This window comes from Pseudanabaena sp. 'Roaring Creek' (assembly GCF_001402795.1).
In the GTDB taxonomy this organism is placed as follows: domain Bacteria; phylum Cyanobacteriota; class Cyanobacteriia; order Pseudanabaenales; family Pseudanabaenaceae; genus Pseudanabaena.
The window spans coordinates 1-24705 of record NZ_LIRE01000075.1 but is presented as its reverse complement, the minus strand read 5'-3'; the positions used below and the strand labels follow the sequence as shown (position 1 = coordinate 24705).

The window sequence follows — 24705 nt, the reverse complement described above, 5'->3', positions numbered from 1 at the left end:
AATTAAAAAACAAACCCAGTAAGGTTTTGAGATTCCCCAAATGGCAACGCCATTTGGGGAATTGGTATTATATATTTGAGACTATGGGCGGAGAGATATTAAAAAGCGATCGCATTTTTGGCGATCGCTTTAAAAATTAGGTAAAAGTCATGGCGTGAATGTTAAGCTGCTTATAGGAATATCCGTTCAGCTTTTTCGGCATTTTTAGTAAGATTGTTTTTTGCATCAATCTATTTTTCGCAAATACTCGCCCATAAATGCTGTCACTTACGAGACAAGTATGCCACCAGAGCCACCTTCAGAAGAAACACAAATTAAACAACGAGCTGTCTCTTCCCCCTATCGTTCGGCAGTTGATATTAATGACGATAATTTAGAGAAGTTTCATGCTTGGACGGGATATAACACCCATACCGATATGAGTAGTAACACGAAATTTCAAATGCGTGACTTCCATATCGATTTGGGCATGGCAGTTATCGGTTTTGGGGTTCTCTGTGGATGGGAAGTTCGGTCGCGCAAAATCGACTTCAAGGGTAAGACGCATATTATCTACGAACTAAGGGGAGAAACCGATCCGCAGGTCGTTCCGATGTTGCGCCAAAACTGTAGCGATGAAATGGCAACTTTTCTCCATAGCCGCTTGATCAGAACTTTAGATTTTCTCCGTTCATGCTCGAAATTTTCTGGCATTCCTCACGTACATATCATTTCTATTCGCAATCATTATGTAATGAGTGCGGTATGGCGACCCTACCAAAATAAAATTTGGATGGTTCCCATCGATCAGATCGAGGGGTTATCTTTTTCCAGCCATTTGATCTAAGTAAGTGGGCTTAATTAAATATAAAACCCTAAAAGCTGCGGCGCAAGCGCAGCATGTGCCGCAGCTTTTAGATCTGGATTTTGATGATGCTAAGGTACTTAGATGTCTATTCGTATTAAAGGCGATCGTTCTATTAAAACCCCGACAGGGCTAACCACAAGACCAACGCCCAGTAAGGTAAGGGCGGCCGTTTTTAATATTCTGCAAAGTCGGATTAAAAACGCTAATTGGTTGGATATCTGTGCAGGGTCAGGGGCGATGGGCGCGGAAGCCCTAACCAGAGGCGCTAGTAAGGTCGTGGGGATCGAGTTATCGGCGATCGCCTGTCGGATCGTCCATGAAAATTGGCATAAGTTCGCCCAACCAGAGCAGCATTTTCAAGTCATCAAGGGGGATGCGATCAAGATTTTGCCAAAATTACAACCTCAATTTTTCGATCTAGTCTATTTCGATCCGCCATACCAAAGCGATCTGTACGAACCAGTGCTAAGGGCATTACCGCCCTTGCTTGCTGAGAGAGCTTTAGCGATCGCTGAGTGCGATCGCCTCCGCCCTCTCCCCGATGAAATCGGAAATCTGATCTGTTGCGATCGTCGTCAATACGGACAAACTGCCCTAGCTTTTTTTCAACTCAAGCCTCCAGTATAAAATCCTATAAATCCTAAAGAGTCACCACCGTGCTAACTACCGAAAATATCGAAACGATTGATTACCAGCAATCTTCCTTGCAAACATGGATATGGCGGGGATATCAGATCAAATATGCGATCGCGGGTACAGGTACACCCCTTGTATTAATTCATGGCTTTGGAGCCTCAATTGGGCATTGGAAAAAGAATATGTCCGTATGGGCGGCGGCAGGTTATCAAGTATATGCGATCGACCTATTGGGATTTGGGGGCTCGGCTAAACCCGAACTCGATTATTCCTTAGAACTATGGGAGGAACTGCTTGGCGATTTTCATCGGGAATGGGTCAAGCAGCCTGCGGTCTGGATTGGCAACTCCATCGGCGCATTATTAGCCTTGATGTTAGTTACTAATTCTCCTGAGATCGCGATCGGGGCAGTCCTGCTCAATGCCGCAGGAGGCTTGAACCATCGTCCTGAAGAGTTAAACCTACCCTTAAGACTGGTGATGGGGGCATTTGCCAAGTTAGTTAGTTCCGAAACTACTGGTAAATTTGTCTTCGATCTCGTGCGTCGAAAACAGAATATTCGCAACTCCCTCCGTCAGGTCTATCGCAATCATCAGGCGATCAATGATGCATTAGTGGATATGCTCTATCAACCTTCCTGTGACGCAGGAGCCCAAAAGGTATTCGCCTCGATTTTAACTGCCCCTGCGGGACCCCGCACCGCCGATCTCTTGGCTAAGCTGGAGAAACCACTGCTGGTTCTCTGGGGCGATGCCGATCCTTGGACTCCGATTAATGGCGCAAAGATATACGAAGAAGCGAGCCGAACAAAAAATATTCAAGTAATCGCCATTCCCAATACAGGACATTGTCCCCACGACGATCGCCCTGAGATTGTCAATGCATTAGTAATTCATTGGCTAAGTACGACCTTACGAAAAGAGTTGCAAGCCTAATAATAGAATGGCGGCGCAAAGCGCCGCCATTCTATTATTAAAAAAACAACGCTTAAGAGCGTTGTTTTTTGGTTATTTCTTGCCGCCACCTTGGTTTTTGAGGCGATAGGTAATACGTCCCTTCGTCAGATCGTAGGGGGTTAGCTCTACCTTAACGCGATCGCCTGGCAAAATCTTGATATAGTTCCGACGGATCTTGCCCGAAATGTGAGCAAGTACATTAAAGCCATTATCGAGAGCAACTCGAAACATAGCGTTAGGAAGGGACTCAGTCACCGTCCCTTCCATTTCAATAGCATCTTCTTTTGACAAACAAACTCTCCGAAATTCAGTATTAAGTTCTCTAGGATCGAGACAATTTCATCGCGCAAAGCTCAAGTTTATCGAGCATAGCTCAAAGAAATTGCCTTTAAATCTATGCCAGAAAAGCTTTGATTGTCTCTGTTACCTCTGGCATAGAGGGAGTACCATCAATCTGCTTCACTTTATTTCCATAAAATTCTAGCAGAGGTCTGGTTTTGGCATTGTATTCTTCCAGCCGATTTTGGATTACCTCTTCAGTATCATCGGTACGTCCTTGCTCGACAGCCCTTGCTTTGAGGCGATCGATCAAAAAGCGATCGGGTACATCGAGATTAATCACCGAATCATAGGGCTGATTGATCTCAGACAACAAAAGATCCAGTGCTTCGGCCTGTGCCACCGTGCGGGGAAAGCCGTCTAAAATCCAACCCGCTTGAGTATCAGGCTGTCTTAGGCGTGACTCGATCACTTCGATCACTACGGCATCGGGAACGAGCCGACCCGAATCGCTAAAGGATTTTACCTTCAATCCCAATTCACTACCTTGCTTGATCTCCGCCCGAAAGATATCGCCAGGAGCAATCCTCGGTACTTGCCAAGATTCAGCTAAAATCTCGCCTTGAGTACCCTTACCAGCCCCAGGCGGTCCCATCAAAATCACTCTAGGCATTACTGTTTCACCATACCTTCATAACGTTGAGAGATCACATAGGTTTGAATTTGCTTTGAAGTTTCGATCGCTACCCCAACCAAAATTAATAGCGAAGTCGCACCGATGCCACTAAATGTCGATACCCCTGTAGCCTTTTCGAGAGCGCTAGGAATAATCGCAATACCGCAGAGAAATACAGAACCAAGCAGCGTCAATCGGTTAAGCACGCCACTGATGTAATCGGAAGTGGCAGTTCCTGGTCTGACGGTAGGAATACTACTACCCATCTTTTTGAGATTTTGGGATAGCTCCACAGGATTCAAAACTAGGGTCGAATAAAAGAAGCTAAACCCTAGAATTAAAAGCATATACACGGGGATATGACCTGCTCCACTGGGCGAAACCCAAGTAGCGATCGACACGAACACTGGGTTGTTAATGCTTTGGCTGAGGTAGGCAGGCAAAATCATCACCGACGAGGCAAAGATAATTGGCATGACCCCACCTTGATTTAGCCTTAGAGGTAGATAGGATGCCTGTTCTCGATAGAGCTTCCGTCCTACTTGGCGACGAGCCGAAATAATCGGGATTCTTCGGGTTCCTTCCTGTACGAATACGATGCCAACAATCATGATCAAGAAGATGACCAGCAGTAAAATTACACCACCTACACGGGAGCTATCTTTTTGTGCAAGGGAAATAGTGTCACCTAAGGATTTTGGCAAGTTAGCAACAATACTGATAAAGATTAGTAATGAAGCACCGTTACCCACACCTTTTTCAGTGATTAATTCACCAGCCCACATGACAAACATTGCACCTGCGGCAAGCGCCACAGTTGTCTGGAAAATAAAGCTAGAAAAAATCACGCGACCATCGCCAATGGTGATCCAATTAGCGCTGGCATCCGATAGTACACCAGAGTTCTGCACCCACACACCCAAGCCCCAGCTTTGAATTACTCCCCAAACAAAAGCTACATAACGAGTGTATTGAGAGATTTTTCTGCGACCTGCTTCGCCTTCATTTTTTTGCAGATTTTCTAAACTTGGCAGCGCCGAAGTCATCAACTGCATGATGATCGAAGCGTTGATGAATGGCAGAATACCCAGAGCAAATATGCCAAGTAGAGATAGACCACCACCAGAAAAAATATCTAAGAAATTAACTACAGCATTGTTTTTAACAATTTCTGTAAATCTCAGGCGATCGACTCCTGGTAATGGTAAATAAATACCAAGTCTAACTAATATTAAAACTCCGACAGTGACTAATAAACGTCCACGCAAACCTGCGGCTTGAGCCATTTGCATAAAGGTTTCTTGTGCTGTCGGGTTCTTTCCTTTACTGACAACCATGACTAAACTTACCTCAAAGCATTTAGTACTTTAGGAAAGACAGCTTTTAATACCATCTTTCCTAAATTAAGATCTTTAAATATTGTAGTTGCATGAAGAAATGCTTAACATATCTTCCTTCCAAAACAACAAAAGAGAATATGTGGCGAAGCGTTAACCACTTCGCCACATATTCTCTTTTGTTTAGGCAGCAACTTCTACAGTTCCACCTGCTGCTTCGATTTTAGCTTTTGCAGATGTGGTAATTGAATGGGCGCGAACGGTTAGCGCGACATTAATCTCACCTCTTCCTAAAACACGCAACACACCATCGTTTTGGGTAATAATCCCTGCGTCCATCAAAGACTCAAGAGTTACTACAGTATTACTAGGTAGATCGCTTAATTGATCGAGATTAACAATTGTGAAGTGTTTGGGATTAACAATTGTAAAGTGCTTAAGTTTTGGTACTCGTCTGTAAAGGGGGATTTGACCACCTTCAAAACCAGGTCTGGTGGGGCGACCCGAACGAGATTTTTGACCGCGCATACCGAATCCACCGCTAGCACCTTGCCCTGCGGCAATTCCACGTCCAATGCGACGCTTGCGATGCTGAGAGCCTTCTTGAGGCTGAAGATCGTCAATTCTCATAGTTTTTCCTAGCTGATTACTGTTTTTGAAAAATCCCTGCAAAGCAAGGATTTTTCAAAGTTATTAGTTGAATAACTGTTCCAATGTAATACCGCGAGTTCTGGCGACTTCGCCAAAGGTTCGCAGGGTGGAAAGGGCATTAACTGCGGCGCGAGCGTTATTGAGAGGGCTACTAGAACCGAGTTGCTTTGCCAAGATGTTTTTGACCCCAGCAAGTTCTAGTACAGTTCTGACGGCTCCACCAGCAATTACCCCAGTACCAGGGGATGCAGGACGGATCATTACCTTAGCGCCGCCACCGATACCATTGGTAGGATGGGGGATGGAATTGCTCTTGGTCAAGGGTACGTCGATCGCATGTTTTCTAGCATCGGCAACGCCTTTTTTAACGGCATTGATCACATCGGCAGCCTTACCAACACCAACGCCGACCTGTCCTTTCTCATTACCGACGACGACGATCGCACGGAAACTGAGTTTCTTACCACCCTTAACAACCTTAGTTACGCGGCGGATTTGGACAACACGTTCTTGCCATTCCGATTCTTTTTCAGTACGAGCGCGATCGCTTTTCTTACTATCGCGCTTGCCTTTGCGCTTTTCATCGCGGTTGTTGTCGCCACTGTCGCCGCTGCCACTGTCGCGACCACCACCTGGTCTTGATTCTCTATTTTTAGCCATAATTCTTAGCCATATTAGTTTCTATCTACTGATTCACTGCTGGATGATTCGATGCGCTAGAAATCTAGACCTGCTTCGCGGGCAGCTTCAGCGAGAGCTTGGACTCTTCCATGATAGAGATTACCACCACGGTCGAACACAACTTTAGTAATTCCTTTGGCGATCGCTCTTTCCGCAATCAAAGCCCCAACTTTGGCTGAAGCTTCGGAATTTGCAGTAGTGCTGAGGCTCTCACGCACATCTGCTTCGCGGGTCGATGCAGCAACGAGAGTATGCTGTGCTACATCATCAATCACTTGCGCCACAATGTGATTATTAGAGCGGTAAATTGCTAAGCGAGGACGTTCGGGCGTGCCTGACATACCTTTGCGAATTCGCTTGTGGCGGCTTACGGTTGCTTGTCTACGACTGACACTCATATTGTTCGTAACCTATCGATTTTTTGTCGATTCTATATAAAATGAAAATCAAATAAAGAGGTAGAAATAAAATAGGTATATTATTCCTAGTTCTATTTCTTACCAGTCTTACCAGCCTTACGTCTGACGAATTCACCGAGATAGCGGATGCCCTTACCTTTGTATACTTCAGGGGGACGTACAGCGCGAATTTTAGCGGCTAAGTTGCCAACGATTTCCTTGTCGATACCTTCAACAACAATAAATGTGCCTTGAGGAACCTTCTTTCCCGACGCATCTTCTACGCCTAAGGAAATACCTTCAGGAGGAACGATATCAACGGTATGGCTATAACCAACCGTAAGGACGATATTGCTGCCGTTTAAGTTGGCACGATAACCAACCCCTTGAATTTCGAGCTTGCGCTTAAAGCCAGTGGATACACCTTCGACCATATTGGCAACGAGGGTGCGAAAAAGACCGTGCTGTTGCCTTGCGGGGCGAGACTCGTTAGCGCGATTGACAATTAAGTTGCTCTCTTCTTGCAGGATTTCTACAGTCGGGGGCAACACACGCTTTAGTTCGCCTTTAGGTCCTTTGACGGTTACCTCTTGCCCTACGATGGAGACCGCAACTTTGGGGGGAAGAGGAATGGGACGTTTTCCAATACGAGACATGTCTGTTTTCCGTTGCTTGTGATTTTATTTGCTGAATTAACAGCCTGAATTACCAGATCGAGATTAAATAATCTTCAAGATCTGAATTACCAGATATAGCAAAGGACTTCACCGCCGACTCCCTGTTTACGGGCTTCGCGATCGGTCATGATCCCTTTAGAGGTGGAAATGATCGCAATGCCGATCCCACCTAATACACGGGGTAATTCTTTAGAGTTCGAGTAAACCCGTAAACCAGGTTTGCTCACACGCTTAAGGCGTTTGATAATTGATTGACGATTTTTGCCTTCATACTTGAGGGCGACGACCAAGGCGCGGTCGATACTTTCGCCTGTTTCTTCAAAATCTGCGATAAAACCTTCTTGTTTCATCACTCGGGCAATGCTCAAAGTCATCTTCGTTGCAGGAATTGCAGTGGTCTGATGCTTTGCCAGTGTGGCATTGCGAATGCGGGTAAGCATATCCGAGATGGTGTCGTTGGTAGCCATCCTTATCTCCTAATTCGATCTACTTATGATTCTCTAAAGGGCATACCAACTGCTTTCAGGAGCGCACGTCCTTCTTCGTCCGTGTTGGCAGTGGTAATGATGGAAATATCAAGCCCCCGAATTTGCTCAATACTGTCGTAGCTGATTTCGGGGAAGATAAGTTGCTCGCGGACACCGAGGGTATAGTTACCACGTCCATCAAAGCTCTTGGGGCTAACACCGCGAAAGTCACGAATGCGAGGCAATGAGAAGTTGATCAGACGATCCAAGAAGTTATTCATCTTATCGCGGCGCAAGGTAACCATCATCCCGACGGGCATACCTTGACGCAATTTGAAACCAGCGATCGCTTTTTTCGCTCTGGTGACCACGGGCTTTTGACCTGCGATCGTGGCAATTTCAGTTAAAGATGCTTCTAGGGACTTTGCGTTTTGAGCAGCTTCGCCCAGACCGCGATTGATTACCACCTTCTCAAATTTGGGAACTTGATGAATATTGGTGTACTTGAACTGTTCCATCAATTTGGGAACAGCCTGTTTGGCATAGACTTCGGCGAACGGTGTTAGCATTTTATCTTCCTCGATGATTTTTCCTGGGCTTGGTCAGGTTGTACAGAATTATTTCTTTTCAGTCTTGACGGAATCAACGATTTCGCCAGTCTTTTTCAACATTCTTACTTTCTTGCCATCGTCCGTAAAGGTGTAGCAAGAGCGGCTAGCGGTCTTTTCCTTTTCGGAATACAACAATACTTTGGAACTGTGGATCGGAAATTCACGGGTAATGGTTTGTCCAGACTCGCCATCAGCTTGAGGCTTGACATGCTTAGTCTTGACATTGACACCTTCCACAAGGATGGTGCTGTCCTTAGGGAAAACCTGTAGCACTTTGGCAACGGTTCCCTTGGAACTTCCTGAAATTACTTGAACTACATCATCTTTTTTGACATGCATCTTAAAAGACTTGCGATTGCCACGATAGGCAGTCTTGGGCTTGAATGACATTACAGTACCTCTGGCGCTAGGGAGATAATTTTGGTGAAGTTTTTATCCCGTAACTCACGCGCAACTGGACCAAATACGCGGGTTCCTTTGGGGTTGCCGTCTTGGTTAATGATCACCGCCGCGTTGTCATCAAAGCGGATTCTCATCCCACTTTCGCGGTTGATGGATGCCTTAGTGCGAACGATCACGGCGCGGACAACATCAGATTTCTTGACTGGCATATTGGGCGCAGCATCCTTGACCGTGGCGATAATGACATCACCAACTCCGCCAAAGGCACGGTTACCGCCAGCCAAAACGCGGATACATAGTAGCTTTTTAGCTCCACTATTATCGGCGACATTTAAATAAGACTCTTGTTGAATCATGGCTTATGCTTCCGAGCTAGATGAGAGAATCTCTACAACTTCCCATCGCTTTGTACGGCTGAGGGGACGGGTTTCCCGAATTTTGACGCGATCGCCTTCACGGGTTTTATCTTCTTCGTCGTGGGCTTTGAACTTAGTCGTTTTGACCACGATTTTTCCATATTTGGGGTGAGAGGAACGGTTTTCTACCGCTACAACCACCGTTTTTTGCATTTTATCGCTGACGACAACGCCAACTTTTTCTTTAACTGCCATTGCTAACTCCTATGTCTTTACTTTTCGGTTCTTTAAAATAAATTTTCTAAATCGACTAAGCTCTGGACTGGCGTTCGCGTTCGACAGTCATCAGTTGCGACAGACGATGCTTCGCATGTTTGAACTGATGCGGTTGGACGGGCTGTCTAGTTGCCTGCTTGAAGCGCAGATCGAATAGCTCTTTCTTGACAGACAAGACTTGAGCTTGCAACTCTTCATCAGATAGCTCTCTAGTTTCTTGGACTTTAGGGAGTGCCATATCTTTTACTCCTTCTCACGGATAACGAATCTGGTTTTGATTGGCATCTTGGCTGCGGCAAGACGAATTGCTTCTCTTGCGGTCTCTTCACTTACACCAGCCACTTCAAACATGATGCGACCGGGCTTAACTACCGATACCCAAAATTCTGGAGCACCTTTACCTGAACCCATGCGGGTTTCAGCGGGACGCATCGTTACGGGCTTGTCTGGGAAAATACGGATCCAAATCTTGCCACCGCGACGGATGTAGCGGTTCATAGCACGACGGGCAGCTTCGATTTGACGAGATGTAATCCAAGAAGGCTCTAGAGCCTGCATGGCGTAATCTCCAAAATTGATTTCAGCGCCTCTGGTAGCGGGACCCGCCATCCGACCGCGTTGCTGCTTGCGAAATTTTGTACGTTTGGGACTTAACATGGTTCAAAACTCAAGGGTGACAGAATTTATCCTTCAGCGCTGGAACGATCCTCAAATTGAGGGCGACGTTGCTGGCGACGACGGGGTTGAGCGGCAGGAGCGGGGGCTTCTTCGCCTTGAATGATTTCGCCTTTAAAGATCCAGACCTTGATGCCAATCACACCATAAATAGTTCTGGAGGTCTTATAGCTATAGTCAATATCGGCACGCAATGTATGCAGAGGAACGCGACCTTCACGAACCCACTCAGTTCTCGCAATTTCAGCACCGTTGAGACGACCACTGATTTGCACCTTGATACCTTCGATGCCTGCACGTTGAGCCCTTTGGATGGCTTGACGTACGACGCGACGGAAGGAAACGCGACGTTCGATTTGTTGGGCGATGTATTCAGCAATGAGAGGGGCTTCCGCATCGACTCTGGTTACTTCGGTAACGTTAATCCGAACTTGGCTAGTGCCAGTCTTTTTAAGGGAACCGTCCAGCTCGAGATGCTTAACTAGTCCGACGCGCAATTGCTCGATCCCAGCGCCACCACGACCGACGACAACTCCAGGTCTGGCAGTACGAATTTCGAGATCGACTTGATCGGCTTTGCGATCAATCAAGATGTCAGCGATACCTGCATTACTGAGGGTTTTTTCAATAAACTTACGAATTTTGCTGTCTTCCTCAGCCAAAATACCGTAGCGATTGACATCAGCGTACCAACGAGAAAGGTGGGACTTGGTGATGCCGAGGCGTAACCCTGTTGGGTGAATCTTCTGACCCATACCTATTCTTCCTCCGATGGTTTGACGGTGATCGTAATGTGGCACGTTGGCTTACGAATTTGGTAAGCGCGACCTTGAGCGCGGGGACGGAAGCGCTTGAGGCTAGGTCCCATATCGGCAAAGGCTTGGTTAACTACTAGGGATGCGGGATCGAGTCCTGCATTATGTTCTGCATTTGCTACTGCCGAACGCAATACTTTTGTGATTGGTTCGCAGGAGCGGTAGGGCATGAACTCAAGAATCATCAATGCTTCGCGGTAGCTACGACCACGGATTTGGTCGAGTACTCGACGCACCTTGTGGGGTGACATGCGAATATATTTGGCTACGGCAGGGATTTCGTTTTGGGCGAGGATCATTTTTAACTACCTGTCTACCTATCTCTTGGCCTTTTTATCGCTCTTGGCATGACCGCGGAAGGTGCGAGTAGGGGCAAACTCTCCGAGTTTGTGTCCTACCATTTGCTCCGTGACATATACAGGAACGTGCTGTTTTCCGTTGTGACAAGCAATTGTATGCCCGATCATTTGAGGAAGAATGGTGGAAGCGCGAGACCATGTTTTGACAACTTGCTTTTCACCCTTGGCGTTAAGCTTTTCAATTTTGGTCAGTAAGTGATCGGCAACAAAGGGACCTTTTTTTAGCGATCGCGTCATAATTTGTACTCTCTGTAAAAACTTTGAATATATATTTTCCCGCTACGCGGGAAAATATATGATTAGGCGTTACGTCCGCCCTTACCGCGCTTCGAGGACTTGCGGCGGCGACGAACGATCAAGGCATCGCTGAGCTTTTTCTTCTTGCGAGTCTTATAACCCAAGGTTGGTTTACCCCAAGGAGTAACTGGGCCACTGCGTCCAATGGGGGCGCAACCTTCTCCACCACCGTGGGGGTGATCGACGGGGTTCATGACCATACCACGAACTTTAGGACGACGGTTCAACCAGCGGCTGCGTCCTGCCTTACCAAGGCTGACGTTGCTGTGATCGAGGTTTCCTACCTGTCCGATGGTGGCAAAGCATTCTTTCCGAATCATGCGAACTTCGCTAGAAGGAAGCTTGAGAGTAACAAAATCACCCTCTTTAGCAGCGATCTGAGCGCCAGCGCCAGCCGAGCGTACGATTTGACCGCCCTTGCCAGGAGTCATTTCCACGTTATGCACGATCGTACCTAGAGGAATATTCACCAAGGGCATCGCATTGCCAATTTCAAAAGGCACATTGCTAGTGCCAGCTTGAATCTTGTTGCCAACGGCAATGCCTTTAGGAGCGAGGATATAACGCTTTTCGCCATCTTCGTATTGCAAAAGAGCAATCCGAGCGGTGCGGTTGGGATCGTACTCGATCGCAATTACTTCGGCGACGATATCGCGCTTGTTTCGCTTGAAATCGATGATCCGATAGAGACGTTTGTGCCCACCGCCACGTCTGCGGCTAGTGATTACACCACGGTTGTTACGCCCTCTTTTGCGATGGACGTGGGTGGTTAAAGACTTTTCGGGTTCTGATTTAGTGATTTCCGCAAAGTCCGAGACAACGGTCTGTCTGGTACTAGCGGTATAAGGTTTATATGCACGAACGCCCATAATTGTCTGATGTTGTTAAAGAACAGTTCTCTGGTTTGGTTTTCCGCGATCGCAATTGCCAATGGCAATTGTGATGGGGAGGTTACACATCTGGGAACAAATTGATTTTGCTGCCTTCCGCGAGAGTAACGATCGCTCTTTTGATTTGAGCGCGTTTGCCTGCGAATTTACCAATACGACGCGCCGATGCGGGTGGGTTATGGGTATTTACTTTCTTGACCGTAACCGAGAAAAGGCTCTCGATCGCCGCTTTAATTTCAGGCTTGGTGGCATCTTGGAAAACATCAAAGGTATATTTGTTGTTTTCTAATTGTCGAGTTGCCTTTTCGTTGAGCAGAGGGCGACGAATGATATCGGGCAAACGACGGGGATCGAATTCGGTAGGGATCTTAGCCATGGTGTTTCTTTCTTCTACTTAGATTCCGTTATTCTGCGTCTTCGACCGTTGTGACGATCTCGGTTGCCAACTTTGCATCGCCACCATACACTTCATGAATCTTGGCGATCGCTGAGCGAGTTGCCACAATCTTTTCAGAGTTAAGAATGTCGAACATATTGAGCTGATCGGCGGCAATAAGCTGCAAGTTTTGAATATTACGCGCAGATAAAATAATATTTTCTTCTTTGCGATCGGTAATGATCAGGGTCTTTCGACCTACATTCACGCCCCAACGCTCAAGAGCCTGACACAATTCCTTGGTCTTAGGTTGAGCTAGATTTACGGCAAAATCTTCAACAATGATCAAATCAGCGGAACGACCGATGAAGGCAGTACGCAAAGCGAGACGGCGCTCTTTGCGATTCATCTTCGTTTCGTAATCTCTGGGCTTAGGGCCAAAAATAGCACCACCACCACGGGTGAGTGGGGATCTGGTCGAACCCGCACGGGCGCGACCCGTTCCCTTTTGTCTAAAAGGCTTGCGGCCACCACCACGGACTTCAGCGCGAGTCTTGCTGCTGGCTGTGCCTTGACGGGCATTTGCTAACTGTCTGACGAGGGCGCGGTGAACTAAACCCTTTGCACTTGCTTCTTTAGCAACACGCAAATCAAGGCTTATTTCGCCAACTTCATTCCCTGTCCAATCTATTACTGTAGGCATAACTTAAATTCTCTCGATCTCACGAACAAACTACTTAGCCTTGCCGATAATTACGGTAGGAATAACGTTAAGCAACGCTCCAGCTTTACCAGGAACTGCTCCTTTAATTAGCAGCACATTGTTCGCTGCATCGACTTTGACTATAGTTAGCTTCTTCACGGTGATTTGCTTACCGCCAAGACGACCAGCCATGCGCTTACCAGGATATACACGTCCTGGGGTAGTACCAGCTCCAGTCGAACCAGGCTGTCTGTGGTTTTTAGAACCGTGAGCCATCGGACCGCGACCAAAGTTGTGGCGCTTTTGATAACCAGCGAAACCTTTACCAATGCTAGTTCCAATCACATCAACGATGTCGCCATCCTTGAATTGACTTACATCTAGAGTCTGACCGATTGTGAAATCGCTAACGTTTTCGAGGCGATATTCACGTAGATGCTTTACAGGTTCTGCACCTGATGTTTTCAAATGTCCTAGTTCTGGCTTACTGAGAAGCTTTTCACGAGTTTTGCCGTATCCAACTTGAATGGCTTTGTAGCCTTCTTTGGTTTCGGTCTTTACCTGTGTGATAGTCACAGGACCTGCATGAACAACGGTTACAGGAACAGCGTTGCCATCCGAATCGAATACTTGGGTCATCCCAAGTTTTGTGCCGAGAATACCGACAGTCATTAAAATTAGCTCCGCTTGCTTGACTTTCAAATTTTCGCGCAGATATTTCCGCCGATTTTTGACAGGCTCAAAAGAGATCGGTTTCGATCTTAGTAAGAAGTATTGGTTTTGAAGGCTGTTTAACGGACTTCGAGACGACTTACAGAAGATGTCTAGTCAAACTACCAGACGTGAGAAACACAATCTCTTGGGTTGGTTGTTATATTGAGTGAAAACTTTTAAACGTAATTTCTAAATGTATTTCATCTCGCCATACCAATACATGACTCAGACTTAAGTAAACTAAGGCTTGCTTGCTTGGCTTGCTTGTTTCACTCAGTTTCTGTTTTTAGTCACGATTAACAATCATAACTTGACATTAGATGTTTTGTCTAGGGGCTTTGCAAAAAAAGTCCCAAAATTTGTTTTATAACTATTTCAAAGCCCCAAATAGAGTTCGGCGCTTAGCGCCGAACTCTATTTGGGGCTTTGAAATTTGAGTAGCAGTCGCCATAGGGTAATCCCACCCAGCCAAGATAGGACGATCGCTAAGGGGAGATATATAATTCCACCTACTATTTCCAGAGGGGCAATTGCCCGTAATACCCAAACATGAATTAGATAGGTCGTAAAACTCGCCTTAGAAAATATTTGAATCTGGGCTTTTATCTTCTGGGCTTTTATCTGTGGTTGGAGCGATCGCCATAGTTGAGGAATAGGATTAAAAATAGGCTTGAAAATAGGCGAAATTGCGAACGTAGGGGATTTAATTTCCCAATTTCGCCAAGAGATCGACCAAAGTAAAAAGGTCAAAGTCAAAAGCACTACAGTTGGACGGGTGTAATGTCCAACCGCCTCGGCGGAATTCTTGAGTATGGCGCTGCCATAAAATTCGCTTAACTCAATAACGGTAGCGATCGCGAATAGATATCCCCATCTGGGCGATCGCCATGCGGATACGGTTTCATTTGTCCAGCCTCGATCCTTTGCCAACCAAATTCCCAATTGAAAATAGGGTAACCAGTAGATGACATGGTTGCCATCGGGGAGGAGGTTGGTGAGAGATGGTAGCCATCCAAAGGTTGCCGATAGCCATCGCAAACTAAATAGAGCGAAAGTAATGAATAACAGGGCGACGAGTTTATGAGGGGAAAAGCTAAGGCGGCGCAGGAATGGATAGGCTACATAGCATTGAAAAATAATTCCTAAAAAATAAAGATGATAATCGCCCATTCCTGAGGCAAGAGCCTGCCCAATCTGCTGTCCGCGATCTAGCCAATTGCCTGCAAGAAACTGCGATCGACCAACAGTATTTAACAGAGTAAATAAAACGTAAGGGGGCACGATCCGCCAGAGTCGGCGTTGGATAAAAATCGATAACTCAAAAGGGCGCTTTTCTTCCGATTTGGCTAGGGCGAAGCCCGACAAAATTACAAATATCGGTACGGTAAAGCGTCCGACTTGGTTGACGGCAGTATCAATGAAGATTTCGGGATCGAGGTGGTTTGTGCCATGTACGCCAAACCACCAAGGATGGGAGGCATGAATGCCAATGACAATAGTTGTGGCGATCGCTCTAAGCAGATCGGAGAGTTCCCAAGTCATGCAATATTCCGATTAGCTTCACTCTAAAGTAGCTGGTCATAAATAAACCCCCAAAAAACTGTAGCGCACGCTGCGCATGCGCTACAGTTTTTTGGGGGTTTATTTGGGTTTTTATATTTAATTGCGCCTAGCTACTTATACCAATTCACGAAAGTGTGACAACACTTTTGTGAATTAAAAACCAAACCCCGTAAAGGTTTGCAAAGCTCAAAATGGCGTAGCCATTTTGAGCTTTGGCATTAAGGATTACAATAGGAGCAGTACATAGGATCGGCTAGTTGAATTCCATGGGGAAATAATACTTCGTGCTCAAAATGACAGCGATCGCATTGATATCGATGCGATCGTATTGATGGAGTGGGCAATCCACAAATTTCGCAAGGGAGACCTTTAATACTTTCAACGATATCAAAATTTACGAAATGACAATTGGGGCAAAGCTGCTGCAACTTACGGACGAGATTCTTGGTTGCATGGGTAATATTGTCCATGCGTGTGGGATTATAAAGCGCGCGCATATCCGTTTCTATATGGATTTGGGGCGATTGGTTGAGGAGTTCGCGCGTTGCCTCCATCAACATATTCTCGGAGTTAATTCCTTTATAGATAGAGTCCTTGGGGGAAGTCTGAGCGTCTGGCATCAGGACGACCGCATGATCGGGAAAGCCAATTTGGATGGCAAATTGATGGGCTTGCGTGTAACTTGAGACGACTTGATGGCGGAAGTTGGTATTCGTGGAGAGATATTCTCCATAGACGGTGAAGTTATATCGACGATCCAGCATTAAGACGATTTCCCGATTATAGGGCACTCCTAAAATTGGATGCGGAAAAAAGCTCCCTTCACTGGCGATCGCAAGATCGGTTTCAACTAAATCTAAGGCTCTCTGGGCTTTAAGTTTAGCGGTTTCGATCTGATTGGCTGGGCGATCAATATCACGGGTAAATGTACCGAATAAATCGCTATTAAATTCTAGAGGAACGATCGAGTTAATTCCTAAGGCTGTTTGCAAGATGGGAGCGATCGCCATTTCCTTTCGATGCATCGTGGCAATCACCGCTAGACGTTCGCGAAATTCTATTCGGTTATTTTGTTTGTTCTGGTTATTCTCATTCCCCCTCTCCATTGGAGAGGGGGAATGGTTAGAGAAATTACTCATCGTGGGCAAAGCGGTTATACAGGAAGTCAAGGGCGGTATTTCTGAGGTCGTAGTATAGAGGATCTTCCATGATTTGGGCGCGATCGCGGGGACGGGGAAAAGGAATTCTCATGATTTCACCAATATTAGCTGCGGGTCCATTGGTCATCATTACTAGGCGATCGGCAAGGAATAGCGCCTCATCAATATCGTGGGTAATCATCAATACGGTGCAGCGATGTTCTGTCCAGATTTGGAGCAGTTCTTCCTGAAGTTCCTCTTTGGTGATAGCATCCAAGGCTCCAAAGGGTTCGTCAAGAATCAGAACTTCGGGACGGATGGCTAGGGCGCGGGCGATCGATACCCGTTGTTTCATCCCTCCTGAAATCTGGGTTGGCTTCTTGTCTGCGGCTTCGCTCAAACCTACCATTGCGAGGTGGTGGCGAACGATATCATTTTTTTCACTTTTAGATAAGCTGGGATAAACTGAGTCAACGGCTAGATGAACGTTTTCGTAGACTGTCAGCCAAGGTAAGAGGGCATAGCCTTGAAATACCACCATGCGATCGGGACCTGGTTTCGTAATCAGTTTCCCGTTGACTTTAACTTCGCCAATGGAGGGCTTAGAGAAGCCACCAACCATATTTAAAAGGGTGGACTTACCGCAACCAGAGTGACCAATTAAGCAAATAAATTCTCCTTCAGCGATCGCCAGATTTACATCTTTGAGGACGACATATTCCCCTTGCGGTGTGGGATAAATTTTCGAGACCTTCTCGATCCGCAGGAAAGCTTCTTGAGGTGGTAAGGTCTCGATCGAACTATTGTATGCAATGGTTGTTTGGGTCATTTTCTTGAGTAATTTTCTGGAGGTTTTTGGGGAGGGTTTTCTTGAGTAATTTTCTGGAATATATGGAGATGATGGGATAAAAAACTAAGCAATCAATCGCGCCGACTCCATGGCAATTTCCGCCATGGTGATATTGCGCTTAATCTCAAGATGATTGAGATAGGCGATCGGATCTTCAGCATTAAAGGGAACCTCATCGAATAGCTGAATGGCATTACGACTATAGGTAATATCGCTCAGTCCGAGCTCGCGAGCTGCGGTGCTAAATACTCCGACTCGACAGGTTTTTTCTAAAACTTCGACCCAGTTACGGGGAAAGGGAACATCGCCCCAACGCGCCATTTGGGTAATATGCCAGAGATGCTCAGAACGGCTGGGACGATTGACTCCAGCACCATAGAATTGATGGTGAGCGGGTTCGCGCATGGGCGAATCGATCGCACAGGTAACATCATGCGGATTTCCCAAATGGATATAATTAACATTAGTGCTGACGTAGTCGCGACGAGCCAAAATTAGGCGAATCTCTTCGGCATTATCGGGATTGGCACAGTACATACAAGCTTCTAGAAGAGCCTTTACTAGAGCAATATGAGTATTTGGATAGGCATTTGCCCAATCTTCGCGTACACCTAAAACCTTGCCAGGATGACCGTTCCAGATTTCTAGATCGGTGGCAACGGTAAAGCCGATATTCTCCATTGCCGCTCGGAAATTCCAAGGCTCACCCACACAAAATCCGTCAATGCTGCCTGCTTTGAGGTCAACGACCATTTGGGCAGGTGGAATGGTTTTGAGTTGGACATCGACATCGGGATCGATTCCACCTGAAGCGAGCCAATATCGTAGTAGAAGATTATGCATTGAAGAAGGATGTACTACGCCCATCCGATGCTGACTATCGCGAGTATTCTGAAGTAGGTTTTTAAAATCAGCGAGGGTATTGATGCCGCGATCGTAAAAACGGCGATCAAGGGTAATGGCGTTACCATTGCGGGTCATCGTGAGTGCGGTCACAATTGGCTTACAATTCCCATTGCCGCCTAAGGTCATCCACATCGGTAAGCCTGAGGGCATTTGGGCAGCATCGAGATAACCACCTGCAATACCATCTACAATGCCGCGCCAGCTGGTTTCCCTGATCAGGGAAACTTCATCTAATCCTTGTTTTTGAAAAAATCCTTTCTCCTTTGCTACGGCGATCGGCGCACAGGCGGTTAAAGGAACAAAGCCGATTTCTAGATTAACTTTTTCGAGTCCATGCCTTGCGACAGTTGCAACTTTTCGTGCATTCAGTTTTTTAACGCGCTTTTGTTGGTTTAAGAAGTAGATGATTTCACTCCGAAGGCTATAGTAGCTGGGATGATTTACCGCTTCCATCCGTTGACGGGGACGGGGAATATCCACTTCTAAAATGCCGCCGATTTTCGAGGCAGGTCCATTGGTGAGCATGACAATGCGATCGCTTAGTAATACTGCCTCATCGACATCATGGGTAACCATTACCGCCGTAATTCGATCTTCGTTGCAGATCTGCATTAATTTCTCTTGCAAATTGCCCCTTGTCAGTGCATCCAAGGCTCCGAAAGGCTCGTCAAGCAATAGTAGCTTCGGGCGAACGGCAAGGGCACGGGCGATCGCTACGCGTTGGCGCATTCCTCCCGATAGCTGAGTAGGCGGCTTATCGATCGCATGGGACAGTCCCACCATCTTGACATAATGTTCGATCAGCTCATGGCGCTCTCTCTTGGAAAGATGGGAAAGTACCTCATCTACTGCTAAGGCTACATTTTCACGTACCGATAGCCAAGGTAGGAGCGAATAGTTTTGAAATACCACCATGCGATCGGGACCTGGACGCGATACCCGTTCATCTTCGAGCATTACAATTCCACCCGTAGGTAAATCCAGCCCTGCGATCATATTTAGCAATGTGGATTTACCGCAACCAGAGTGACCGATGAGAGAAATAAATTCTCCCTTTTCTATATTCAAATCTATTCCCTTAAGGGCAATATATTCTTTACCACCACCTAGGGGGAAAACTTTCTCAACCCGATCAACTGCTACAAAATTACTCATTTTAAAATCTCCTTTCAATTATTAATCAATCCTTGTCCCCATCCACTGAAGTGAGCCAATACTTCGATGAATTGAAAACAAACTCAGTGAGGTTTTGCGATTCCAAAAATGGCAACGCCATTTTTGGAATTAGTATTATTTGGTATTACCCTAGTTAATCAAGTGCCATTCGGAATATGGGATTACGGCACTTAATTCTTGACTTGTATAGCTCGACTTGTATAGCTCGGCTTGTATGGATGAAAATGAAAGTGGAAATGAAACAGGAATAGCAAGTTTCTTTCTCCTTTCTATTTTTGTTCTTCAGGGAGGATTAAGGTCTGCACCCAAGCCACTGCTCGATCGAGAATTAGACCAACAGCGCCGATATACACTAGAGCGAGAATAACTTCACCGACTTTGTCATTAGTGTAGGAATTCCAAATAAAGAAGCCGATGCCAACGATGCCTGACATGATGATCTCTGCGGCGATAATGGCGAGCCATGCCAAACCGATGGAGATTCGTAAACCTGTGAAGATGTAGGGAAGAGCAGAAGGAATCAGAATCTTAAAGAAATATTTTTGGCGTGAGAGTTGCAAAACTCGCGAGACGTTGCGATAGTCTTGGGGTATCTGCTTAACGCCCACGGCAGTGTTTAACAAGATCGGCCAAACTGCGGTGATGAAGATTACAAACAAGGCGGCTGGTTCATTTTGACGGAGTGCAGCTAAGGCGATTGGAACCCACGCAAGAGGTGGTACTGTTCGCAAAAATTGGAAGAGCGGATCGAGGGCTTTATCAATAACTGGTGTAGTACCAACTAAAATACCCATACCGATACCTACGATTGCTGCTAGGGAGTAACCTTTAGCTACGCGCTCAAAGCTGGCGAGAGTCTGCCAGAATAATCCTTTGTCTGTACCACCGCGATCGAAGAATGGATAAAGTAATAAGTCACGAGTAGACTTTTCTGAAAGAATATTAATCGGGCCTGGTAACTTAATCAAACCAATACTAGAAAAAAGTTGCCAAACGGTTAAAAATCCTAGGATGCCAATAAATGGAAGCGCCCAATTTTGAGCATTTTTTTCCCAAAACTTATTTAGCGATCGCTTTAAGCTATCATTACGATTTCCAATACTTGCTGCCATAATTTTTACTCCTAGAGACTTAATTGAGATTTAATTAAATTCGATTTTTTAGAAAGGAGATAATAGCTATTGCTTATTAGCTCTTCTAGCTATTAATTGAATTAATTGATTGGATAAGCATAAAAAACTAAAAGCCTGCACTGCCGTCTGCTTGGGCAGTACAGGCTTTAGTTTTACGCTTTAACTATGCTGATGTACTTATTGCGGTTTTGATTTTGCCATAGGCAAAATCAAAACTCAAAACCCTTATTAGGATTGTTTTTTATTTTCAAATGAGTACGCACTCATTTGAGAACCGCAATACTAGAATGTGAACGTGGTACGAACTACCCCAACTGTTGCTGTCGGTGCATTATTTAGACCCTCTGGATTGAAGACAAAGAACACCCCAGGGGTAACGCTGATATTCTTGGAAATTTTAAAGTTGTAGTAACCTTCCAACTGATAAGGCGTTGCGGTCGCTCCACTGGGGATTATGGCATTACCTCCAACTGAGTTACGAGCAAGAGGTTGACCAAAAAGAATACCAGCAGTATTGCCCTCTTTAAATACATCGCTGAAATGGAATCCTGTCATCCAACTCGTGAAAGTCGTTGAGGCATTGACGTTCACAAGGTTGGCAAAAATCCAAGCCCCAGATACGTTAAAGGCAACTTTAGGAGCAAGGCGCCATGTAAGTGTTGCACCCACGGAATTAAGCTTGATCGGTGTAAAAAGATTTGGGCTTGCTAAATTAACTGCGCCTATATCTGCCGAAGCTAGACCAGTACCCAAAATGTTGATCTGGTGATAGCTATTAGAATAATTGAGCCCAATATCAACGGTTGAAGAAGGTTTGAGGGTTAGTTGAGCCGCTGCAATGGTACTACCACCAAAGAAACCCGCACCAAGCAAAGTAGTGGAGCTGTTAGCCGCGATCGCGGAGTTTACACTGCCATACAAGGCTCGGAAGTCAACTGTATCGGAAGGTGTCCAAATAAAACCAACAGCCGCAGCCAAACCAGTGCCAGATGTGCCACCTGATACGCGAGTAGCTGCATTTAAACCCTGTCCAAAGCGGGAGATGGCACCTTGACCTTCACTAGCAAAAGGACTAATTGCTGGAAATGCGTCGGAAACTTCTGCATTAGAACCAGCAAACACCGTGAACTTATCAGCTACTGGGAAGATATACAACAGCTTGTAAAGATTTACTGAATTGGCATTGGCAGTATTGGAGTTAGAAGGATTGAAGTTAAGAAACTGGTTCTCAAATCCTAAGCGCACATTACTGGAACTGCCAAGCGGATCGGCATAGCCTAATGGGGCAGCAAGGCTATTTACATTGGTTGCTTGCAGTCCTGTAATTAATAAATCCTTCCCAGTAAAACTCGTTAACAAATTCAGGCGAACCCGATTATTGAAAACAATATTGGTATTAGTTCCACCATTATTAGGATTAGCTCCTGTTGCTCCCGATATAGCAAAAATCGCCTCGCCACTCAGCTTAGTTGTGGTAGAAAATTGCTGAGCTTCCAGCTTTGCCGTTTTAGCATCAAGGGCATCGACACGACCGCGCAAAGTGGCAAGTTCAGCCGCAAATTCTTCTTGGAGTTTTTGTAAGGTGGCAAGATCGGATTTGCTAACCTTGTCTGCAAGTCCTGCGGAGATAATTTCATTGATCTTGTCAAGACAGGCATTTAGTCCAGCCGCAAATTCGTAGCGAGAGGTAGCTTGTTTGCCGCGAAAAGTGCGATCTGGATACCCTGCAATGCAACCATAGCGCTCGACTAGAGATTGCAAAGCCGTAAAAGCCCAATCAGTGGGACGCACATCGGATAGCTGAGAAACAGATGTGACATTCTGAGCCGTTGTTTCTGATGTAACGCCATTGATGTTGTTGCGCTGCATTTCAGCCATCAATTGAGAATTAACGGCATTAGGAGCGTCGCTATTGGCTGATTTAACGGAAGAAGTCGGATTTGTTGAAAGTTCCCGTGCGGTATTGGCAGATTTAGTTTCCGCAAATGAAGCAAGATTGTCTAAAGAGAACAAGCCTAGTAGAAGCAAACCAAGGCTACCCGCATCACGAATCTTGAGCATGAAATATTCCTCACAAATGATTATTAGTTGAATAATTGATTTATTTTCTAGCTTCTTGCTAGATTTTTATTTTTTATTTATGCCTTCTTGATCTTCAAGCTATCTAGGTAGGCTTGAGGATTTTCAGGATCGAACTTGATGCCGTCGAAGAATTCTTCAACACCGCGAGAGGTGCTCGTGGGAATGTCAGCGACAGCAATACCAGCTTCCTTCGCTGCTTCGCGCCAAATATCCTCTCGATTGACCTTTTTAATCCAATCCTTTGCGGTGGCTAAAGAATCCTTTGGTAAGAAGCCCCAACGAACGCTCTCAGTCAAAAACCAGAGATCGTGACTCTGATAGGGATAGGAAACATTTCCTTTGGCATCTTTCCAATAAAGAGGAGCCATGCTCTTATCATCAACAGTGCGTCCATCACCTAAGTCATACTTACCCATCATTGGACCTTCGAGAATCTCGGGAGCAACTCCGAAATAATTTTTGGTGGCAACGATTTGGACTAGTTCTTTGCGATTGTCAAAGTTGTCACACCATTGCTGTGCCTCCATAATTGCTTTGAGCATTGCCTTAGTTGCCTTAGGATACTTGTCCACCCAGTCAGCACGCATAGCAAGATATTCTTCGGGGTGAGCTTTCCAAATTTCGGCGGTGAGGGCAGAGATGAATCCAATCTTCTCTTTGACGATGCGATAGGGCCATGGGTCGCCCGTACTGAAGGCATCCATCGTCCCAGTCTTCATGTTGGCTACGGTTTGAGCCGAAGGAACGGTCAACAATTCAATGTCAGTGTCGGGATCGACTCCACTAGCAGCTAGCCAATAGCGGATCCAAAAATCTTGATTGGCTTTTGGGAAAGTGAAGGCAGCTTTAAATTTACCGCCCTCGGACTTGGTTTTATCAAAGAACTCTTTGGCTTTATCGATTTTCAGGGCTAAACCCTTATCCTTGTGCTTGCCCGCGATCGCAATACCATTGCCCTGGGTATTTAATTGCAAAAGTACATACATGGGAACCTTGAGATTGTCAGTGATAATTCCCTCGGAAATTAAATAGGGCATGGGCATTTGCCACTGACCGCCATCGATACCGCCTGCGGAGGAACCAATTTTGACGTTATCTCTTGCTGCACCCCAGTTGGCTTGTTTGGAGATATCGACATCAGTTAAGCCATATTTTGCAAAAAAGCCCTTTTCTTTTGCAATAATCAATGGTGCTGATTCAACGATAGGTAAATAGCCAAGTTTAACTTTAGTAACTTCAGGAACCTGATCGGCAGCAATATTAATTTTTGCAGCCTGAGTTGAAGTGACTTTTGGGGTGTCTTCGGGAGGATTGCCACATGCTTTGAGGAGGAGCGAACCTAGAACTGTTGTTCCTGCGGTGGCAATAAAGCGCCGTCGTGATAAGTTTTTAAAATTGAAGCCAGACATAGTTTCAAGACTCCTAAATGATAAGAATAGAAAGTGTTTGATTTTTAAAGGTTTTTATGAGGTCATCACAAAACTGGGCTGCGATCGTAATAGGCGAATTGCATATTTACAAAGGGAGATTCGCAGAGCAAATCCCAACTCATTTAGGCGAAAATTTTGGACATCAATGTAAAAATTCTTTGTCAAAAATTTGAATGATTGATTTGTTGCTATTGGTATCTTAGAGTTAAGTCTTGATAGAGTAAAGTCTATTATTTTTATAATAATCATAATATTTAATCTATGATTTTATTGGTCTTGGAGATTCTATTTTGGTAAACGTCCTCTAATACCAATTCACTGAAGTGAGACAACACTTCAGTGAATTA

Annotated in this window: 32 protein-coding genes; 3 read left to right on the top strand and 29 right to left on the bottom strand. The window is 45.6% G+C overall.

Annotation, left to right across the window (positions count from 1 at the left end):
- The first annotated feature begins 280 nt into the window (after nucleotides 1-280).
- The 3 genes from AC805_RS02670 (at nucleotide 281) to AC805_RS02660 (ending at nucleotide 2418) form a co-directional block, all read left to right on the top strand.
- A complete protein-coding gene (locus tag AC805_RS02670) occupies nucleotides 281-826 on the top strand; it encodes a hypothetical protein (RefSeq protein ID WP_055073982.1) in 546 nt (181 codons plus the stop codon).
- A gap of 102 nt (nucleotides 827-928) precedes the next feature.
- On the top strand, nucleotides 929-1474 hold the full coding sequence (gene rsmD, locus AC805_RS02665) for a 16S rRNA (guanine(966)-N(2))-methyltransferase RsmD (RefSeq protein WP_055073981.1): 546 nt from the start codon (nucleotides 929-931) through the stop codon (nucleotides 1472-1474).
- Nucleotides 1475-1503: 29 nt separating this feature from the next.
- A complete protein-coding gene (locus AC805_RS02660; protein WP_055073980.1) occupies nucleotides 1504-2418 on the top strand; it encodes an alpha/beta fold hydrolase in 915 nt (304 codons plus the stop codon).
- Between the two features lie 72 nt (nucleotides 2419-2490).
- Here AC805_RS02660 and infA read toward each other — a convergent pair whose 3' ends face one another.
- The 29 genes from infA to AC805_RS27065 form a co-directional block, all read right to left on the bottom strand.
- Nucleotides 2491-2730, bottom strand: coding sequence for a translation initiation factor IF-1 (infA, locus tag AC805_RS02655; protein ID WP_009625470.1), 240 nt, complete (start codon nucleotides 2728-2730; stop codon nucleotides 2491-2493).
- Nucleotides 2731-2833: 103 nt separating this feature from the next.
- On the bottom strand, nucleotides 2834-3391 hold the full coding sequence (locus tag AC805_RS02650; RefSeq protein WP_009625471.1) for an adenylate kinase: 558 nt from the start codon (nucleotides 3389-3391) through the stop codon (nucleotides 2834-2836).
- Nucleotides 3391-4731 (bottom strand): preprotein translocase subunit SecY, encoded by a 1341-nt coding sequence (secY, locus tag AC805_RS02645; RefSeq protein ID WP_055073979.1) that lies wholly within the window; start codon nucleotides 4729-4731, stop codon nucleotides 3391-3393. Before secY ends, AC805_RS02650 begins: the two co-directional genes overlap by 1 nt.
- A 183-nt stretch (nucleotides 4732-4914) precedes the next feature.
- The gene (gene rplO, locus AC805_RS02640) at nucleotides 4915-5361 is read right to left on the bottom strand and encodes a 50S ribosomal protein L15 (protein WP_009625473.1); all 447 of its coding nucleotides are present in this window, start codon (nucleotides 5359-5361) and stop codon (nucleotides 4915-4917) included.
- Nucleotides 5362-5424: 63 nt separating this feature from the next.
- Complete coding sequence (rpsE, locus tag AC805_RS02635; protein WP_055073978.1) at nucleotides 5425-6042, bottom strand: 30S ribosomal protein S5; 618 nt, start codon at nucleotides 6040-6042, stop codon at nucleotides 5425-5427.
- Between the two features lie 56 nt (nucleotides 6043-6098).
- Entirely contained in the window at nucleotides 6099-6461 is a 363-nt protein-coding gene (rplR, locus tag AC805_RS02630) for a 50S ribosomal protein L18 (RefSeq protein ID WP_009625475.1), read from the bottom strand.
- A gap of 92 nt (nucleotides 6462-6553) precedes the next feature.
- Nucleotides 6554-7117, bottom strand: coding sequence for a 50S ribosomal protein L6 (gene rplF, locus AC805_RS02625; RefSeq protein ID WP_009625476.1), 564 nt, complete (start codon nucleotides 7115-7117; stop codon nucleotides 6554-6556).
- Between the two features lie 86 nt (nucleotides 7118-7203).
- Nucleotides 7204-7605: a 30S ribosomal protein S8 gene (gene rpsH, locus AC805_RS02620; RefSeq protein ID WP_009625477.1), complete on the bottom strand. Its 402-nt coding sequence runs from the start codon at nucleotides 7603-7605 to the stop codon at nucleotides 7204-7206.
- Between the two features lie 23 nt (nucleotides 7606-7628).
- Nucleotides 7629-8174, bottom strand: a complete 546-nt coding sequence (gene rplE, locus AC805_RS02615) for a 50S ribosomal protein L5 (protein ID WP_055073977.1) — start codon at nucleotides 8172-8174, stop codon at nucleotides 7629-7631.
- Between the two features lie 48 nt (nucleotides 8175-8222).
- Complete coding sequence (gene rplX, locus AC805_RS02610) at nucleotides 8223-8606, bottom strand: 50S ribosomal protein L24 (protein ID WP_009625479.1); 384 nt, start codon at nucleotides 8604-8606, stop codon at nucleotides 8223-8225.
- Entirely contained in the window at nucleotides 8606-8974 is a 369-nt protein-coding gene (gene rplN / locus AC805_RS02605; protein ID WP_009625480.1) for a 50S ribosomal protein L14, read from the bottom strand. Before rplN ends, rplX begins: the two co-directional genes overlap by 1 nt.
- A gap of 3 nt (nucleotides 8975-8977) precedes the next feature.
- Nucleotides 8978-9229: a 30S ribosomal protein S17 gene (rpsQ, locus tag AC805_RS02600; RefSeq protein WP_009625481.1), complete on the bottom strand. Its 252-nt coding sequence runs from the start codon at nucleotides 9227-9229 to the stop codon at nucleotides 8978-8980.
- Between the two features lie 55 nt (nucleotides 9230-9284).
- Entirely contained in the window at nucleotides 9285-9488 is a 204-nt protein-coding gene (gene rpmC / locus AC805_RS02595; RefSeq protein ID WP_009625482.1) for a 50S ribosomal protein L29, read from the bottom strand.
- A gap of 5 nt (nucleotides 9489-9493) precedes the next feature.
- Nucleotides 9494-9907, bottom strand: a complete 414-nt coding sequence (gene rplP, locus AC805_RS02590; RefSeq protein ID WP_009625483.1) for a 50S ribosomal protein L16 — start codon at nucleotides 9905-9907, stop codon at nucleotides 9494-9496.
- A 26-nt stretch (nucleotides 9908-9933) separates the two neighbouring features.
- Complete coding sequence (rpsC, locus tag AC805_RS02585; RefSeq protein ID WP_009625484.1) at nucleotides 9934-10680, bottom strand: 30S ribosomal protein S3; 747 nt, start codon at nucleotides 10678-10680, stop codon at nucleotides 9934-9936.
- A 2-nt stretch (nucleotides 10681-10682) separates the two neighbouring features.
- Nucleotides 10683-11039, bottom strand: coding sequence for a 50S ribosomal protein L22 (gene rplV / locus AC805_RS02580; RefSeq protein WP_009625485.1), 357 nt, complete (start codon nucleotides 11037-11039; stop codon nucleotides 10683-10685).
- 18 nt (nucleotides 11040-11057) lie between these two features.
- On the bottom strand, nucleotides 11058-11336 hold the full coding sequence (gene rpsS, locus AC805_RS02575) for a 30S ribosomal protein S19 (RefSeq protein ID WP_009625486.1): 279 nt from the start codon (nucleotides 11334-11336) through the stop codon (nucleotides 11058-11060).
- 62 nt (nucleotides 11337-11398) lie between these two features.
- Nucleotides 11399-12265 carry a 50S ribosomal protein L2 gene (rplB, locus tag AC805_RS02570; protein WP_055073976.1) on the bottom strand — a complete coding sequence of 289 codons (867 nt, stop codon included), beginning with the start codon at nucleotides 12263-12265 and terminating at the stop codon, nucleotides 11399-11401.
- An 82-nt stretch (nucleotides 12266-12347) separates the two neighbouring features.
- On the bottom strand, nucleotides 12348-12662 hold the full coding sequence (locus AC805_RS02565) for a 50S ribosomal protein L23 (RefSeq protein ID WP_055073975.1): 315 nt from the start codon (nucleotides 12660-12662) through the stop codon (nucleotides 12348-12350).
- A 28-nt stretch (nucleotides 12663-12690) separates the two neighbouring features.
- Nucleotides 12691-13365, bottom strand: coding sequence for a 50S ribosomal protein L4 (gene rplD / locus AC805_RS02560; RefSeq protein WP_055073974.1), 675 nt, complete (start codon nucleotides 13363-13365; stop codon nucleotides 12691-12693).
- A gap of 30 nt (nucleotides 13366-13395) precedes the next feature.
- Nucleotides 13396-14037 (bottom strand): 50S ribosomal protein L3, encoded by a 642-nt coding sequence (rplC, locus tag AC805_RS02555; protein ID WP_055073973.1) that lies wholly within the window; start codon nucleotides 14035-14037, stop codon nucleotides 13396-13398.
- Nucleotides 14038-14493: 456 nt separating this feature from the next.
- A complete protein-coding gene (locus AC805_RS02550; RefSeq protein WP_055073972.1) occupies nucleotides 14494-15621 on the bottom strand; it encodes an acyltransferase in 1128 nt (375 codons plus the stop codon).
- A 239-nt stretch (nucleotides 15622-15860) separates the two neighbouring features.
- On the bottom strand, nucleotides 15861-16748 hold the full coding sequence (locus AC805_RS02545) for a DUF6671 family protein (protein ID WP_055073971.1): 888 nt from the start codon (nucleotides 16746-16748) through the stop codon (nucleotides 15861-15863).
- A gap of 25 nt (nucleotides 16749-16773) precedes the next feature.
- The gene (locus tag AC805_RS02540) at nucleotides 16774-17610 is read right to left on the bottom strand and encodes a nitrate ABC transporter ATP-binding protein (protein ID WP_082429378.1); all 837 of its coding nucleotides are present in this window, start codon (nucleotides 17608-17610) and stop codon (nucleotides 16774-16776) included.
- Nucleotides 17611-17694: 84 nt separating this feature from the next.
- Nucleotides 17695-19692: a nitrate ABC transporter ATP-binding protein gene (locus AC805_RS02535; RefSeq protein WP_055073970.1), complete on the bottom strand. Its 1998-nt coding sequence runs from the start codon at nucleotides 19690-19692 to the stop codon at nucleotides 17695-17697.
- Between the two features lie 290 nt (nucleotides 19693-19982).
- Nucleotides 19983-20825, bottom strand: a complete 843-nt coding sequence (gene ntrB / locus AC805_RS02530; RefSeq protein WP_055073969.1) for a nitrate ABC transporter permease — start codon at nucleotides 20823-20825, stop codon at nucleotides 19983-19985.
- Nucleotides 20826-21128: 303 nt separating this feature from the next.
- The gene (locus AC805_RS02525) at nucleotides 21129-22907 is read right to left on the bottom strand and encodes an iron uptake porin (RefSeq protein ID WP_055073968.1); all 1779 of its coding nucleotides are present in this window, start codon (nucleotides 22905-22907) and stop codon (nucleotides 21129-21131) included.
- A 77-nt stretch (nucleotides 22908-22984) separates the two neighbouring features.
- Entirely contained in the window at nucleotides 22985-24337 is a 1353-nt protein-coding gene (locus AC805_RS02520; protein WP_055073967.1) for a CmpA/NrtA family ABC transporter substrate-binding protein, read from the bottom strand.
- A 54-nt stretch (nucleotides 24338-24391) separates the two neighbouring features.
- Nucleotides 24392-24523, bottom strand: a complete 132-nt coding sequence (locus tag AC805_RS27065; RefSeq protein ID WP_269433541.1) for a hypothetical protein — start codon at nucleotides 24521-24523, stop codon at nucleotides 24392-24394.
- Between the last annotated feature and the right edge of the window lie 182 nt (nucleotides 24524-24705).

Bases quoted from the DNA above. Each gene is read 5' to 3' on its own strand.
- AC805_RS02670 (WP_055073982.1), top strand. From the start codon at position 281: ATGCCACCAGAGCCACCTTCAGAAGAAACACAAATTAAACAACGAGCT.
- rsmD (WP_055073981.1), top strand. From the start codon at position 929: ATGTCTATTCGTATTAAAGGCGATCGTTCTATTAAAACCCCGACAGGG.
- AC805_RS02650 (WP_009625471.1), bottom strand. From the start codon at position 3,391: ATGCCTAGAGTGATTTTGATGGGACCGCCTGGGGCTGGTAAGGGTACT.
- secY (WP_055073979.1), bottom strand. From the start codon at position 4,731: ATGGTTGTCAGTAAAGGAAAGAACCCGACAGCACAAGAAACCTTTATG.
- rplO (WP_009625473.1), bottom strand. From the start codon at position 5,361: ATGAGAATTGACGATCTTCAGCCTCAAGAAGGCTCTCAGCATCGCAAG.
- rpsE (WP_055073978.1), bottom strand. From the start codon at position 6,042: ATGGCTAAAAATAGAGAATCAAGACCAGGTGGTGGTCGCGACAGTGGC.
- rplR (WP_009625475.1), bottom strand. From the start codon at position 6,461: ATGAGTGTCAGTCGTAGACAAGCAACCGTAAGCCGCCACAAGCGAATT.
- rplF (WP_009625476.1), bottom strand. From the start codon at position 7,117: ATGTCTCGTATTGGAAAACGTCCCATTCCTCTTCCCCCCAAAGTTGCG.
- rpsH (WP_009625477.1), bottom strand. From the start codon at position 7,605: ATGGCTACCAACGACACCATCTCGGATATGCTTACCCGCATTCGCAAT.
- rplE (WP_055073977.1), bottom strand. From the start codon at position 8,174: ATGCTAACACCGTTCGCCGAAGTCTATGCCAAACAGGCTGTTCCCAAA.
- rplX (WP_009625479.1), bottom strand. From the start codon at position 8,606: ATGTCATTCAAGCCCAAGACTGCCTATCGTGGCAATCGCAAGTCTTTT.
- rplN (WP_009625480.1), bottom strand. From the start codon at position 8,974: ATGATTCAACAAGAGTCTTATTTAAATGTCGCCGATAATAGTGGAGCT.
- rpsQ (WP_009625481.1), bottom strand. From the start codon at position 9,229: ATGGCAGTTAAAGAAAAAGTTGGCGTTGTCGTCAGCGATAAAATGCAA.
- rpmC (WP_009625482.1), bottom strand. From the start codon at position 9,488: ATGGCACTCCCTAAAGTCCAAGAAACTAGAGAGCTATCTGATGAAGAG.
- rplP (WP_009625483.1), bottom strand. From the start codon at position 9,907: ATGTTAAGTCCCAAACGTACAAAATTTCGCAAGCAGCAACGCGGTCGG.
- rpsC (WP_009625484.1), bottom strand. From the start codon at position 10,680: ATGGGTCAGAAGATTCACCCAACAGGGTTACGCCTCGGCATCACCAAG.
- rplV (WP_009625485.1), bottom strand. From the start codon at position 11,039: ATGATCCTCGCCCAAAACGAAATCCCTGCCGTAGCCAAATATATTCGC.
- rpsS (WP_009625486.1), bottom strand. From the start codon at position 11,336: ATGACGCGATCGCTAAAAAAAGGTCCCTTTGTTGCCGATCACTTACTG.
- rplB (WP_055073976.1), bottom strand. From the start codon at position 12,265: ATGGGCGTTCGTGCATATAAACCTTATACCGCTAGTACCAGACAGACC.
- AC805_RS02565 (WP_055073975.1), bottom strand. From the start codon at position 12,662: ATGGCTAAGATCCCTACCGAATTCGATCCCCGTCGTTTGCCCGATATC.
- rplD (WP_055073974.1), bottom strand. From the start codon at position 13,365: ATGCCTACAGTAATAGATTGGACAGGGAATGAAGTTGGCGAAATAAGC.
- rplC (WP_055073973.1), bottom strand. From the start codon at position 14,037: ATGACTGTCGGTATTCTCGGCACAAAACTTGGGATGACCCAAGTATTC.
- AC805_RS02550 (WP_055073972.1), bottom strand. From the start codon at position 15,621: ATGACTTGGGAACTCTCCGATCTGCTTAGAGCGATCGCCACAACTATT.
- AC805_RS02545 (WP_055073971.1), bottom strand. From the start codon at position 16,748: ATGGAGAGGGGGAATGAGAATAACCAGAACAAACAAAATAACCGAATA.
- AC805_RS02540 (WP_082429378.1), bottom strand. From the start codon at position 17,610: ATGACCCAAACAACCATTGCATACAATAGTTCGATCGAGACCTTACCA.
- AC805_RS02535 (WP_055073970.1), bottom strand. From the start codon at position 19,692: ATGAGTAATTTTGTAGCAGTTGATCGGGTTGAGAAAGTTTTCCCCCTA.
- ntrB (WP_055073969.1), bottom strand. From the start codon at position 20,825: ATGGCAGCAAGTATTGGAAATCGTAATGATAGCTTAAAGCGATCGCTA.
- AC805_RS02525 (WP_055073968.1), bottom strand. From the start codon at position 22,907: ATGCTCAAGATTCGTGATGCGGGTAGCCTTGGTTTGCTTCTACTAGGC.
- AC805_RS02520 (WP_055073967.1), bottom strand. From the start codon at position 24,337: ATGTCTGGCTTCAATTTTAAAAACTTATCACGACGGCGCTTTATTGCC.